Raw genomic sequence first — 12,643 nt, forward strand, 5'->3', positions numbered from 1 at the left:
GCCTAGATGTCGGCCGTGGCCCAATTCTCCGAAGATGAAGTCGAGCGGTACGCCCGCCACCTGATCCTCTCCGAGGTCGGAGGGCCGGGACAGCAGAAACTCGCCCGCGCCCGGGTGCTGATCGTGGGCGCCGGAGGCGTCGGCGGACCGGCGGCCCTCTATCTGGCGGCGGCGGGCGTGGGGACCCTCGGCCTGGTCGACGCCGACGTCGTCTCCCTGTCCAATCTGCAGCGCCAGATCCAGTTCGCCACCGCCGACATCGGTCGTCCGAAGGTCGAGGCCGCCACGGAACGGTTGAGCGGGATCAATCCGCACGTCGTGATCCAGACCCACGCCGAGATGCTGACGGCCGAAACCGCCTCGCGTCTGATCGCCGGTTACCACCTCGTTCTGGACGGCACCGACGACTTCCCGGCCCGGTTCGCGGTCAATGCGGCCTGCGTGGCGACGGGGATTCCGCTGGTGTCAGGGGCGCTCGGACGTTGGGACGGCCAGGTCGCGGTGTTCGAGGGCCGGCCCTGCTATCAATGTCTGGTCCCTGAGACGCCGCCGGACGCCGAGACCTGCGCCCGCGTGGGCGTGGTCGGCGCCCTCGCCGGAGTGATCGGCGCGATGGCCGCTCTGGAGGCGATCAAACGGATCACAGGAGCCGGAGAGCCCCTGACCGGCCGGCTGATGCTCTACGACGGACTGAACGCCACGGCCCGGACCGTGAGGATCGCGGCCGATCCCCATTGCCCGGTCTGTTCCTCTCAGCCCTGAAGCGACTTTTCCCAGAACTGCGCCTGGCCCATCTCCGGGTCGAGCGCATAGCCGGCGAAGCCGAGCGAGAGGTAGAGCGCCTTGGCGGGGTGATTGCCCTCCAGCACCTCCAGCGTCAGCTTGCAGCAGCCGCGCTCGGCCGCGATCGCTTCGACGAGCGCCAGCATGCGCCTGGCGAGACCCAGACCTCGATATTCCGGCAGGACGGCGACGTCATGGATGTTGAACAGGGGCGCGCATTTGAAGGTCGAAAAGCCCTCGAAGACATTGACCAGACCAGCAGGCGCGCCATCGACGAAGGCCAGGACCGACAAGGCGTCCGGACGCACTGAAAGCGCCGGGATCAACCCCTCGCGTACGGCCAGGCTCAATGGATGATTCCCGCCCATCGGATCGCGGGCATAGGCGTCCAGCAGATCCACGACCGCCGCCGCATGGACCGGATCGGCATAGTCGGCGCGAAGGACCTCGACCGCCATCCTCAGAGCATGGCCGGGATGACGCGGTCCGGCGGACGGTGGCCGTTCTGGTAGGTCATGACGTTCAGGATGACCCGGTCGCCCATGTCCTGACGCGCCTCCAGCGTCGCCGAGCCGAGGTGGGGCAACAGGACGACATGGGGATTGCCGATCAGGCCCGGATGGATGGCCGGTTCGTTCTCGAAAACGTCCAGACCGACGCCGTAAAGGCTGCGCCGCGCCACCGCATCGGCCAGCGCCGCCTCGTCGATGAGCTCGCCGCGGGCGGTGTTGATCAGGATGGCGTGGGCCTGCAGCCGCGCCAGCCGTTCGGCCGACAGCAGGTGGTGCGTATCCTTCGTCGCCGGGCAGTTCAGCGAAATGACGTCCATGCGGGCGATCATCTCGTCCAGATCGTCCCACCAGGTCGCGCCCAGCTCCTCCTCGATGCGGGGGCTGACGGCCTTGCGGTTATGGTAGTGGACCTGCATGCCGAAGGCCTTGGCGCGGCGGGCCAGAGCCTGGCCGATCCGCCCCATGCCGACGATGCCGAGACGCTTGCCCCACAGCTTGCGGCCACACATCCAGGTTGGGGTCCAACCTTCGAACTTGCCTTCCGCCACCACCTGCGCGCCTTCGACGATGCGGCGGCTGACGGCGAGGATCAGGCTCATGGCCAAGTCGGCGGTGTCCTCCGTCAGGACGCCCGGCGTATTGGTGACGATGATCCCGCGCGCCACGGCGGCGTCGACGTCGATATGGTCCACGCCCGCGCCGAAATTGGCGATCATCTTCAACTGCTCGCCGGCCCCGTTGATCAGGGCGGCGTCGATCTCGTCAGTGATGGTGGGGACCAGGACGTCGGCGCGCTGCACGGCCGCCTCCAGCGCGGCCCGGTCCATCGGACGGTCCTTGAGGTTCAGTTCGGCGTCGAAAAGCTCGCGCATCCGCGTTTCGACCGCGTCCGGCAGGCGTCTGGTTAATACGACCTTAAGCTTGGAGGACGACATGAGAGCCTTGAGGTTTCACCATGCGCCGATCCTTCGGGGACGGCGCCGGACGCGACGGGTCGACAAGGGTGTCTAGCAAAGCTCAGTCCGGGTTCCAAAGCCCCTTCCTGCGCCGCGTGGTTCCGGTTGCGGGCGCCATCGCCCTGTCACTGGGTCTCGGCGGCTCCCTGAGCGCCGGTTCCGAGCCGACCGCGACCATGCCTGACGGCCGCCCGACCCCGACCCGCCAGCCCGTGCCGCGCTGGCTGACGCTGAAGGCGTCCGAGGTCCGCGCCCGCTCGGGTCCCGGCCTCGACTACCATATCCTGTGGGAATACCACGCCGCCGGTCTGCCGGTTCAGGTCATCGCCGAGACCCTGGAATGGCGCAAGATCTGCGATCCTGACGGCGCCGTCGTCTGGGTCCACCGCAGCGTAGTTCGCTCGCGCCGCAGCGCTTTCAACGCCACCGCCCAGGAAATCCCGATCCGTTCGAACCGGTCGGAGACGGCCTCGGTCCGCGCCCGGCTGTCGCCGCACGCCATCGTCTCGCTGGACGAGTGCGAGGATGGCTGGTGTCACGTCGGCGGCCGCAAGGTGCATGGCTGGGTGCCGCAGGCCGCGGTGTTCGGCGGCGCGACACAACCGCTGTGCGATGCGCGCCGCCCGGCCGGCCCTCGCCCGTAAAACCTCGCGAATAATTGGACGGTTGAGCCCGCCCCCCGGCTCGTGTAACCCCGGCGCCACATATTCGGAGTTCCACCCTTGAGCCAATATCCGTCGTCTTTCGATCATGCCGCCCTGCTGGCCTCGGGCCGCGGCGAGCTGTTCGGACCCGGCAACGCCCAGCTGCCGGCCCCGCCGATGCTGATGTTCGACCGGATCGTCACGATCAACGATGACGGCGGCGAGCACGGCAAGGGCTACGTCGAGGCCGAACTCGACATCCACCCCGACCTCTGGTTCTTCCAGTGCCACTTCATCGGCGACCCGGTCATGCCGGGCTGCCTGGGCCTGGACGCCATGTGGCAGTTGGTCGGCTTCTATCTGGGCTGGATCGGCGGCCCGGGCCGCGGCCGCGCGCTCGGCGTCGGCGAGGTCAAGTTCACGGGTCAGGTGACCCCGGACGTCAAACGCGTCGTCTACAAGATCACCCTGAAGCGGGTCATCAACCGCAAACTGGTCATGGGCATCGCCGACGGGGTTCTCGAAGCCGACGGCGTCCCCATCTATACGGCTACGGATATGCGGGTCGGCCTGTTCGGCGCCAACGAAGCCGCCAAGGGCTGAGCCACAAGTCGTCTGACGGACATAACCGCGACAAACGCGGAGCCCACTCCGGTCCGGAGCGGGTGAAAGACAAGAGGAAATACAGCATGCGGCGTGTTGTCGTTACCGGGCTGGGCATCGTCTCCTCCATCGGCGATGGCGCCGCGGAGGTCACCGAATCGCTGCGCAACGCCAAATCCGGCGTCGTGGCGGCTCCTGACCACATCAAATACGGCTTCCGGTCCCAGGTCTGGGCGCCGCCGTCGCTGGGCGTCACCGCCGAGGACTGGGCCCCGCGCGTTGATCGCCGCGCCGCCCGCTTCCTGGCCAACGGCACCGCCTGGGCCCAGATCGCCTTCGAGGAGGCCCTGGCCGATTCCGGCATGACGCCCGAGGAAATCCGCGACGACCGCATCGGCGTGATCGTCGGCGAGGGCGGCCCCTCGACCCAGATCATCCTGCAGGCGGCCCAGACCACCATCGAGAAGATGTCGCCCAAGCGCGTCGGCCCCTTCGCCGTGCCCAAGGCCATGGCGTCCGGCCCCTCGGCCGTGCTCTCGACCTGGTTCCAGATGCGCGGGATCAACTATTCGATCTCCTCGGCCTGCGCGACCTCGGCCCATTGCATCGGCGCGGCCATGGAGCAGATCCAGCTGGGCAAGCAGGACGTGGTTTTCGCCGGCGGTTGCGAGGACATCGACTGGTCGATGTCCAACATGTTCGACGCCATGGGCGCCATGTCGTCCGACTACAACGAGACCCCGTCGGTCGCCTCGCGCGCCTATGACGCGGCCCGCGACGGCTTCGTCATCGCCGGCGGCGCCGGCATCGTGGTGGTCGAGGAATACGAGCGGGCCAAGGCGCGCGGCGCGAAAATCTACGCCGAAATCGTAGGCTACGGCGCCAACTCCGACGGCTATGACATGGTCGCCCCGTCGGGCGAGGGCGCCGAGCGCTGCATGAAGATCGCCCTCGACATGGCCGGCAATCCGAAGATCGACTACCTGAACCCGCACGGCACCTCGACCCCGGTCGGCGACGCCAAGGAGATGGCGGCGGTCCGCAACGTCTTCGGCGACAATCTGCCGATGATCTCCTCGACCAAGTCGCTGACGGGCCACTCGCTCGGCGCGGCCGGGGCCCAGGAAGCGATCTACTGCCTGCTGATGATGGCCAACGACTTCGCCGCCGAAAGCGCCCACATCGAAAACCTCGACCCAGAGTTCGAGGGCATGCCGATCCTGCGCCGGCGCCACGACGGCCCGCTGACGCACGTCATGTCCAACAGCTTCGGCTTCGGCGGCACCAACGGCACCCTGATCTTCTCCAAGGTCTGAGGCGTTATCCTCTCCCAGCGAGAGGGTTCCCCCGCGTCACGGCCCCTGCTAACCCTCGCGCAAATCACGAGGAGATCGATCCATGGCCGCTGAATCCGCCTGGAACATGCCGACCGGCGAACTGATGAAGGGCAAGAAGGGCCTGGTCATGGGGGTGGCGAACGCCAACTCCATCGCCTGGGGCATCGCCTCCCAGCTGGCCGCCCAGGGCGCCGAACTGGCCTTCACCTATCTCGGCGAAGGTCTGGAGCGCCGCGTGCGCCCGCTGGCCGAGAGCGTCGGCGCCAAGCTGCTGATCCAGGCCGACGTCACCGATGACGCCTCCATGGACGCCGCCTTCGCCGAGCTGGAGAAGGAGTTCGGCACGATCGACTTCGTCGTCCACTCTGTCGCCTTCGCCAACAAGGACGAGCTCAAGGGCTCCTTCATCGAGAACACCTCGCGCGACAGCTTCCTGCTGGCGATGAACATCTCCTGCTTCAGCTTCGTGGACGTGGCCAAGCGCGCGGCGCGCCTGATGCCGAACGGCGGGGCCATGATCACCATGACCTACCTCGGCTCGGAACGGGCCATCCCCAACTACAACACCATGGGCGTGGCCAAGGCGGCGCTGGAAGCGGCGACCCGCTACATCGCCCGCGACCTGGGTCCCAAGGGCATCCGCGTCAACGCCATCTCGGCCGGGGCCATGCGCACCCTGTCGCTGGCCGGCATCTCGGGCGGCCGCGGCATGATCGCTCAGGGCCGCGCCATGTCGGCGATGAAGGAGGACACCTCCATGGAAGGCGTCGCCGGCGCCGCCCTGTGGCTGTGCTCGGACCTCGGCTTCTCGACCACCGGCGAAGTCATCCACGTCGACGCCGGCTTCCACATGATGGGTCTGGCGGGCGACGAGGAATAGTCCGGGTCCGATGACGGACCAGCCGCCCGAGCGCGCCTTCCCGCCTGTCTCCGCCTTCACGGCCGCCGCCGTCGGGACCATCATCGGTTTCGGCGGCACGGTGGCTCTGGTCGTGCAGGCGGGGCAGACGATGGGAGCCTCGCCGGTTCAGATCGTTTCCATGGTGACCGCACTCTGCATCGGCATCGGCCTGCCGGGCCTGTTGTTGAGCTGGCGGCTGAAGATCCCGGTCATCCTCGCCTGGTCGACGCCGGGCGCGGCCCTGCTGGCGGCCTCGACGCTGGGCCATTCCTGGCAGACGGCGGTCGGCGCCTTCGTCATCGCCGGGCTGATGATGATCGTCGTCGGCCTGATCCCGGCGCTGGGCCGGCTGGCGGCGCGGATCCCGGCGGCAGTGGCCTCGGCCATGCTGGCGGGGGTGCTGCTGCCCTTCGTGATCAAGCTGTTCCTCGTCTTCCCGACCGATCTGGCGCTTGCCGTGGGTCTGGTCGCGGTCTTCCTGATCGCGCGGCGGCTGGCCCCGACCTGGGCTCTGCCTCTGGTGCTGGTCGGAGCCTTCGCCGCCCTCGCCGTACGAGGCCAGATCGCCCTGCCGCCCGGAACCGGCCTGTTCGGAACCCTGTCTCCGGTGGCCCCTCACTTCGACCTGAAGGCCGCCGTCAGCCTCGCCCTGCCCCTGTTCATGGTCACGCTCGTCTCCCAGAACCTGCCCGGACTGGTGGTTCTGCGGACCGCCGGCTACGCCCCGCCCGCCGGACCGCTGCTGCTCTCGACCGGCGCCGCGACCGTGCTTCTGGCGCCCTTCGGAGCCTACGGGATCAATATGGCGGCCATCGTCGCGGCCATCTGCACCGGACCGGAAGCCCATCCCGACCCGCAACGCCGCTGGGTCGTCGGCGTGATCTACGGGAGCCTCTATCTGGTCGTCGCCCTGTTCGCCGCGCCGCTGGCGGGCCTGTTCATCGCCATGCCGCACGGGACCCTGGCCCTGATCACCGGTCTGGCTCTGGTCGGGCCGCTGCTGGGCGCGCTGGGCGGTATGCTGAACGAGCCGCAGGATCGGGAGGCGGCGGTCCTGACCTTCGCCGCGACCGCGTCAGGCATCGCCCTGTTCGGGATCGGAGCGGCCTTCTGGGGTCTCGTCGTCGGCTTCGCGGCCCTCGCGGTGGGACGCCGGGTCAGGCCGCCCGAGGCCAGAGTGCGGCGCACGCCTTAAATCCAGCGCGATCTGTGGTATAAGGCGGGCTCCCTTCGATCAGGATATCGCCCCTTGAGCATCACGCTCGATCTCTCGCGCGTTTCAACGCCCTCGACTCCGGCTCCCGTCAACCTCGCCGGTCTGACGCGCGACGGCCTGCGCGAGGCCCTGATCTCGGGCGGGGTCTGCGCGCCCGAGAAGGCGAAGATGCGGGCCACCCAGGTCTGGCGCTGGATCCATCACCACGGGGTCACCGACTTCGCGGCCATGACCAATATCGACAAGGAAACCCGCGCGCGTCTCGAGGCCGGCTTCACCCTGGCCCGTCCCGAGATCGTCGAGCGTCAGGTGTCGAAGGACGGCACCCGCAAATATCTGATCCGCACCGCCCCGGGCATCGAGATCGAGGCCGTCTACATCCCCGACGTCGGTCGTGCGGGGGCCTTGTGCGTGTCCAGCCAGGTCGGCTGCACCCTGAACTGCACCTTCTGCCACACCGGCACCCAGAAGCTGGTCCGCAACCTGACCGCCGCCGAGATCGTGGCCCAGGTCCAGGTCTGCCGCGACGATCTGGAGGAATGGCCCTCCCCCTCCGAGGATCGCCGCCTGTCCAACATCGTCTTCATGGGCATGGGCGAGCCGCTCTACAATCTGGACGCCGTGTCGGACGCCATCGACATCATCTCGGACAATGAGGGCATCGCCCTGTCGCGCCGCCGGATGACCGTCTCGACCTCGGGCGTCGTGCCCCAGCTTCAGGCGCTGGGCGACCGCACCCAGGCCATGCTGGCGATCAGCCTGCACGCCACCAACGACCCGTTGCGCGATGTTCTGGTGCCGCTGAACAAGAAATATCCGCTGGAACAGCTGATGGATGGCATCCGCGCCTATCCGGGCCTGTCCAATGCGCGCCGGGTGACGTTCGAATACGTCATGCTCAAGGGCGTCAACGACAGCCCCGCCGAAGCCCGCGAACTGGTCAAGCTGATCGACGGCATCCCGGCCAAGGTGAACCTGATCCCGTTCAACCCTTGGCCCGGCACCGACTACGAATGCTCGGACTGGAAGACCATCGAGGTCTTCGCCGCCATCCTGAACAAGGCCGGCTTCGCCAGCCCCATCCGCACCCCGCGTGGCCGCGACATCCTCGCCGCCTGCGGCCAGTTGAAGTCCGAGAGCGAGAAGCTGCGCGCCTCGGCGCTCAGGAAGGCGGAGCAGGCCGGGGCTGAGGCGGCCTAGAGCGGTCGTAGGCCACCGCCTGAACGACCCACCCCGCGGCCGCTCCCGGAATCGCGAGTAACACGGCGGCTCCGATCGCTTCTGGCGGCAGCCCAAAGATGCCCAGTGCTATGGCCCCGACAGCCGTACTCCCAAAGGCGCATGCTGCTGCAGCCGCGATGGCAGAAGTGCAGTGGATACGGTGCAGAAGCCACCAACAGGGGCCGCCAATCACGACAAGCCCCAGCAGAAACGTGGGAGCTGCAAACATGACAGCCGCAAGGCCCATGAGTGTGACCACCATCGGATTTGTATAGCCGGTGGATACGAGGTCGCCGGCAAGGTAGATCATGACCAGTTCCGCAGCGAATACGAACGCCGCGCAGGTGCTGGCTGAGACCAGCGCCAGCAGTCGATAGAACCAGGGCTTCAGCATTCGCGGGCCTCGACAGCGATGAGAGGTCTTGGCCCCATCTTCTCCGGGGTCCGAACATCCCAGACCAGCCCTGCCCGTTCCAGCATCTGGATCACCCGCCAGCCCCAGTCGCTCTGACCGGGATAGAGGCCGATCTTCGCCGAGCCGGGATACGCATGGTGGTTGTTGTGCCAGGCCTCGCCCATGGTCGGGATGGCGGCCCAGGGGACGTCGTGGGCCTGAACCCCTGCCTCCTTCACCAGCCAGGTCTGGGGCCCGCGCCGGTGGGCCAGATGACCGACGAACCAGTGACCGATCACCGAGGCGCTGATCCGGGCGCAGACGCCCCAGACCACGAAACCCCAGCCGCCCATGAGGTAGAGCACCGCCGCGATCGGAACCTGCTGCAGCATCCACGTCTGTTCGAGGAAACGGTAGAAGCGGTCCCGCCCGATCCGGCCGAAATCGAAGGCTGGCGGACGCTCCAGCATCAGCCGTCCATGCATCTGCCAGACGGCGTCGACCAGCATGGGCCGGCGGTTGGAGAGATAATCGTGGCAGTCCGGCTGCCTCTGGGCCCAGTCGCGCAGGTCGTGAGCGCGGATCATCCAGAACGGCCCGCTCATCCCCACCGCCGTCCCGAACCAGACGAGGACGTACTCCAGCCACAGCGGGCACTGGAAGCTGCCGTGGATCATGCGCCTGTGAAAGCCGATAGAATGGCCGAGCAGCAGGGTCGCACCGGTGGTCAACACAAAGACGGCAAGCGCCCCGGGACTGATCGTCAACGGCCCGGCGATCAGGGTCACGGCCAGCATCGCGCCGTTCCACAGGGAATGCAGAGGATCCCAGACCACGCGCCCCGCGACGGGATCACATCCCGGCGTCTCGATCAGGCTGTTGACGGCGCAGGGGTCTAACGGATCGTGCATCGGCAATCCCTTCGGTATTTAAGGAATACCTTAAATCATTGATCACGACCTCTGGCAAGCCGTTCGCAAATCACTTAAATACCTGACCATGCAACGCGTGTTCGAAGCCCTCTCCAGCCAGATCCGGCGCAAGATTCTGGCCTATCTGGCCCATGCCGATCTGACGGCGGGCGAGATCGCCGCGCGCTTCGACATCTCCAAGCCTGCCGTTTCGCAGCATCTGACGGTGCTGGAGAACGCCGGGCTGGTGACCAGCGAAAAGAAGGGCCAGTTCGTCCACTACAGTCTGGTGCCCGACCATCTGGCCAACACCCTGACCTCCTATGCCCAGGAAGTTTGCCCGGTGTCCAAGCCGCTCAAGGCGGAGAGCGCGGCCATCAAGGCCGGCCGCAAGGCTGACGAGAGCTAGGCTACATCAGAGGAACTGCGGCACCCGCGCCTTGAGCAGGCGGATGAGATCCGGGTCCATGAACTCATAGTCGTCGGGGATGCCGAGGCAGATGACCCGCGCGCGCTTCAGGTTCGCCTTGAACCGCCTCTGAAGCTTGCTGCGGTGGGCCTTTTCCATGACGAAGATGACGTCGGCCCATTCGACCAGTTCGGTCGTGACCACCTCTTCGGCGTCCTGGTTGAGGCCCGCCGAAGCGGTCTCCAATCCCGGCCAATCGGCGAACACCTGTTCGGCCGTCGGCGAGCGCAGCTTGTTCTGCGAACAGACGAAGAGGACGTTCTGGTGCGCCCGCGTCAGCTCCGGTAATCCCCGTTGATCTCGATGTAGCCCTTGGTCAGATCGCAGGTCCAGACGGTGGCGGAGGCGCGGCCGGCGCCCACGTCGACGGTGATGTCGATCTCGGGGTTCTTCATATAGGCCGTCATCTTCGCCTCGTCGTAGTGGGGCGAGGGCGCGCCATCGATGGCCGCCTGGTGGGGCCCGAATTTGATGGCGAGCTTGTCCCTGTCGACCGGCTCCTCGGTCTTGCCGACGGCCATGACGACCCGGCCCCAGTTGGCGTCCTGACCGGCGATGGCGGTCTTGACCAGAGGGCTGTCGGCGATCGACTTGGCGAGCTTGCGGGCCGAGGCCGGACTGGCGGCGCCGTCGACCGTGACCTTGACGAATTTGGTCGCGCCCTCGCCGTCGCGGACCAGCTGGTGGGCCAGGTCCAGCATGACCTTGTCCAACGCGGCGGAGAAATCCTTCAGCCGCCGGTCGCCGACCCGGCCGATGCGCGGCGCGGTCGAGGTTCCCGTGGCGAACATCAGACAGGTGTCGTTGGTGGAGGTGTCGCCGTCGACCGTCACCGAGTTGAAGGTCGTGCGCACGTGCAGGCTCAAAAGGGCGCGCAGCACGCTCGGGTGGATGTTGGCGTCGGTGACGATGAAGGCCAGCATGGTCGCCATGTCCGGCGCGATCATGCCCGATCCCTTGGCGATGCCAGCGATCCGGACCTTCTCGCCCTCGATCATGGCCTCGGCGTAGGAGCCCTTGGGGAAGGTGTCGGTGGTCATGATGCCACGCGCAGCCTGGGCCCAGGCGTCGGCGTCCAGACGGCTTTCGACGGTCGGCAGCTGGGCTGCGATCTTGTGATCGTCCAGCACCACGCCGATGACCCCGGTCGAGGCCAGCATGACGTCGCGCTGGCGACAGCCGAAGCGTTTGGCGACCTCCGAGGCGGTGCGGCGTGCGGCGTCGGCCCCGGCCTTGCCGGTGAAGGCGTTGGCGCAGCCGGCGTTGACCACCAGGGCCCGCACGTCCTTGCCGCCCTCGTCGGAATCGAGATGGCGCTTGCACCAGTCGACGGGCGCCGAGCCCACCTTGTGCTTGGTGAAGACCCCGGCGCAGGTCGTGCCGCGCGCGAAGCGGAACACCACCAGATCGTCGCGCTCATGCTTGTAGAAGCCGGCGCGGGCGGTGGCGATCTCGACCCCGCCGATGGGGGGAATGGTCGGGAATGGCACGGCCAGGGGCGAGATCTTGAGGCCGGGCTTGCCGGGCGCCGCAGGCGCGGGGGTCGAGGCCGGAGTCGGGGTCGTGGCGCGCTTCAGGGCCGAGGCGAGCGGATCCAGCGCCTTCTCGATGGCGTGTTCGATCTTCTGGCCGGTAGAGGCCTTGCCGGACGAGGGCGTGACGGGCGGCTTGCTCATTGTCTGGACGCTCCAGCGGGGGGCGTCATCGGCGCCGTCGGGGGAGAGGGATTGGCGGAGGGGGCGGGGGCCGAAGCCGGCTCCTCCGCTCCGTTCGGCGCGGGTTCGTCGGCCAGAAGGATGTTCACCTTCGCCTTGCCGCGAAGTTGCTCCAGCAGCCGACGCACGCCTTCATAGGTCAGATAGCGCACGATCTGGGGCCGGGCCTGCTCCAGCGTCGGCGGGCTTTCCTTGCGCCGATCCTCGACCCGCAGCACGGCCCAGCCGCCGTCCGTCTGGAACGGGCCGACGGTCGACCCCGCCGGAGCGTCCCGCAACGCATTGGCATAGGCCTGGGGCATGACGTCGACGGTCGAATAGCCGAGATCGCCGCCCGAGAACCGGGTCGCCTCATCGACCGACCGCTCCTGGGCCACCGCCGAGAAGGCCGCGCCCTGGTTCAGGATGCCGATCACCGCATCGGCCTCGGGTTTGGTCCGCGACAGGATCAGCCGCACCCGAATCTCCTCCGAGGTCCGGGCCAGCTTCAGCTGCTCCTGATACAGGGTCTGGACGGCCTGGTCGTTGATCCGGCCGTTGACCTCGTTCTCGACCAGCATGTCGCCCATGATCCGCTCCTGGGTCGCCTTGAGGCGGCGCTGGGCCAGGATCGAATTGTCGAGACCGCGCCGTTCCGCTTCCTTCGCCAGCAGCTTCTGGTCGATGACCTCATCCAGCACGCGCCGGAACAGGTCGGAGGTGACGTCCAGCGGCTCGCCCTCACCGACCAGCCCCTGCGCCACCGCCTCGCGCTTGACGTCGGAAGCCCAGATGGTCTGGTCCTGCACCTTGGCCACGGCCCGATCGCCGGGCTCGGGCGCACGATCGGCGTCATTGCCGCCACCGCAGGCGGCGACCATCAGGAGTCCCGCGAAAGCGATCAGCGTCAGAGGGTTGCGCGAAAGACGCCTTGCACGAAAAACGGACAAAGGGGGCTACTCCGTCCCAGGCTGGAATGCCCCTCGCGTTGACAGGGGTAAG

14 protein-coding genes are annotated in these 12,643 nt (G+C 67.5%); 8 read left to right on the forward strand and 6 right to left on the reverse strand.

All coding sequences use genetic code 11. The annotated features are described in order from the left end of the window. The first annotated feature begins 6 nt into the window (after nt 1-6). A complete protein-coding gene (locus AC07U0_RS04190) occupies nt 7-762 on the forward strand; it encodes a HesA/MoeB/ThiF family protein (RefSeq protein ID WP_494718762.1) in 756 nt (251 codons plus the stop codon). Here AC07U0_RS04190 and AC07U0_RS04195 read toward each other — a convergent pair. Together AC07U0_RS04195 and AC07U0_RS04200 are read right to left on the reverse strand one after the other, a co-directional pair. Then, a complete protein-coding gene (locus AC07U0_RS04195; protein ID WP_494718763.1) occupies nt 753-1,241 on the reverse strand; it encodes a GNAT family N-acetyltransferase in 489 nt (162 codons plus the stop codon). The genes AC07U0_RS04190 and AC07U0_RS04195 overlap by 10 nt on opposite strands. Nucleotides 1,242-1,243: 2 nt before the next feature. After that, entirely contained in the window at nt 1,244-2,230 is a 987-nt protein-coding gene (locus tag AC07U0_RS04200) for a 2-hydroxyacid dehydrogenase (RefSeq protein WP_494718764.1), read from the reverse strand. Between the two features lie 68 nt (nt 2,231-2,298). On the opposite strand from AC07U0_RS04200, the gene AC07U0_RS04205 reads away from it, so the two are divergent. The 6 genes from AC07U0_RS04205 to rlmN all read left to right on the forward strand — a co-directional run bounded on the left by AC07U0_RS04205 (nt 2,299) and on the right by rlmN (nt 8,152). Next, complete coding sequence (locus tag AC07U0_RS04205) at nt 2,299-2,895, forward strand: SH3 domain-containing protein (protein WP_494718765.1); 597 nt, start codon at nt 2,299-2,301, stop codon at nt 2,893-2,895. Between the two features lie 78 nt (nt 2,896-2,973). Beyond that, nucleotides 2,974-3,498 carry a 3-hydroxyacyl-[acyl-carrier-protein] dehydratase FabA gene (gene fabA / locus AC07U0_RS04210; RefSeq protein WP_494718766.1) on the forward strand — a complete coding sequence of 175 codons (525 nt, stop codon included), beginning with the start codon at nt 2,974-2,976 and terminating at the stop codon, nt 3,496-3,498. Nucleotides 3,499-3,584: 86 nt separating this feature from the next. Beyond that, on the forward strand, nt 3,585-4,814 hold the full coding sequence (gene fabB / locus AC07U0_RS04215) for a beta-ketoacyl-ACP synthase I (RefSeq protein WP_494718767.1): 1,230 nt from the start codon (nt 3,585-3,587) through the stop codon (nt 4,812-4,814). A 106-nt stretch (nt 4,815-4,920) separates the two neighbouring features. Continuing rightward, nucleotides 4,921-5,715 carry an enoyl-ACP reductase FabI gene (locus tag AC07U0_RS04220; protein WP_494719185.1) on the forward strand — a complete coding sequence of 265 codons (795 nt, stop codon included), beginning with the start codon at nt 4,921-4,923 and terminating at the stop codon, nt 5,713-5,715. A gap of 10 nt (nt 5,716-5,725) precedes the next feature. Continuing rightward, entirely contained in the window at nt 5,726-6,931 is a 1,206-nt protein-coding gene (locus tag AC07U0_RS04225; RefSeq protein WP_494718768.1) for a benzoate/H(+) symporter BenE family transporter, read from the forward strand. Between the two features lie 54 nt (nt 6,932-6,985). Next, nucleotides 6,986-8,152 carry a dual-specificity RNA methyltransferase RlmN gene (rlmN, locus tag AC07U0_RS04230; RefSeq protein WP_494718769.1) on the forward strand — a complete coding sequence of 389 codons (1,167 nt, stop codon included), beginning with the start codon at nt 6,986-6,988 and terminating at the stop codon, nt 8,150-8,152. A 408-nt stretch (nt 8,153-8,560) separates the two neighbouring features. Here rlmN and AC07U0_RS04235 read toward each other — a convergent pair whose 3' ends face one another. Further along, nucleotides 8,561-9,478, reverse strand: a complete 918-nt coding sequence (locus AC07U0_RS04235; RefSeq protein WP_494718770.1) for an acyl-CoA desaturase — start codon at nt 9,476-9,478, stop codon at nt 8,561-8,563. An 88-nt stretch (nt 9,479-9,566) separates the two neighbouring features. Between AC07U0_RS04235 and AC07U0_RS04240 the strand changes: the two genes are divergently transcribed. Next, nucleotides 9,567-9,887, forward strand: a complete 321-nt coding sequence (locus tag AC07U0_RS04240; RefSeq protein WP_494718771.1) for a metalloregulator ArsR/SmtB family transcription factor — start codon at nt 9,567-9,569, stop codon at nt 9,885-9,887. 6 nt (nt 9,888-9,893) lie between these two features. Here AC07U0_RS04240 and AC07U0_RS04245 read toward each other — a convergent pair whose 3' ends face one another. From AC07U0_RS04245 to AC07U0_RS04255, 3 genes are all read right to left on the reverse strand, one after another. Beyond that, complete coding sequence (locus tag AC07U0_RS04245) at nt 9,894-10,154, reverse strand: low molecular weight protein tyrosine phosphatase family protein (RefSeq protein WP_494718772.1); 261 nt, start codon at nt 10,152-10,154, stop codon at nt 9,894-9,896. Between the two features lie 68 nt (nt 10,155-10,222). After that, complete coding sequence (argJ, locus tag AC07U0_RS04250; RefSeq protein WP_494718773.1) at nt 10,223-11,623, reverse strand: bifunctional glutamate N-acetyltransferase/amino-acid acetyltransferase ArgJ; 1,401 nt, start codon at nt 11,621-11,623, stop codon at nt 10,223-10,225. Next, nucleotides 11,620-12,522 (reverse strand): peptidylprolyl isomerase, encoded by a 903-nt coding sequence (locus tag AC07U0_RS04255; protein WP_494718774.1) that lies wholly within the window; start codon nt 12,520-12,522, stop codon nt 11,620-11,622. Before AC07U0_RS04255 ends, argJ begins: the two co-directional genes overlap by 4 nt. Between the last annotated feature and the right edge of the window lie 121 nt (nt 12,523-12,643).

The organism is Brevundimonas sp. GW821-FHT02A10, assembly GCF_059422025.1.

Bases quoted from the DNA above. Each gene is read 5' to 3' on its own strand.
- AC07U0_RS04190 (WP_494718762.1), top strand. From the start codon at position 7: ATGTCGGCCGTGGCCCAATTCTCCGAAGATGAAGTCGAGCGGTACGCC.
- AC07U0_RS04195 (WP_494718763.1), bottom strand. From the start codon at position 1,241: ATGGCGGTCGAGGTCCTTCGCGCCGACTATGCCGATCCGGTCCATGCG.
- AC07U0_RS04200 (WP_494718764.1), bottom strand. From the start codon at position 2,230: ATGTCGTCCTCCAAGCTTAAGGTCGTATTAACCAGACGCCTGCCGGAC.
- fabB (WP_494718767.1), top strand. From the start codon at position 3,585: ATGCGGCGTGTTGTCGTTACCGGGCTGGGCATCGTCTCCTCCATCGGC.
- AC07U0_RS04220 (WP_494719185.1), top strand. From the start codon at position 4,921: ATGCCGACCGGCGAACTGATGAAGGGCAAGAAGGGCCTGGTCATGGGG.
- AC07U0_RS04225 (WP_494718768.1), top strand. From the start codon at position 5,726: ATGACGGACCAGCCGCCCGAGCGCGCCTTCCCGCCTGTCTCCGCCTTC.
- AC07U0_RS04235 (WP_494718770.1), bottom strand. From the start codon at position 9,478: ATGCACGATCCGTTAGACCCCTGCGCCGTCAACAGCCTGATCGAGACG.
- AC07U0_RS04240 (WP_494718771.1), top strand. From the start codon at position 9,567: ATGCAACGCGTGTTCGAAGCCCTCTCCAGCCAGATCCGGCGCAAGATT.
- argJ (WP_494718773.1), bottom strand. From the start codon at position 11,623: ATGAGCAAGCCGCCCGTCACGCCCTCGTCCGGCAAGGCCTCTACCGGC.
- AC07U0_RS04255 (WP_494718774.1), bottom strand. From the start codon at position 12,522: ATGGTCGCCGCCTGCGGTGGCGGCAATGACGCCGATCGTGCGCCCGAG.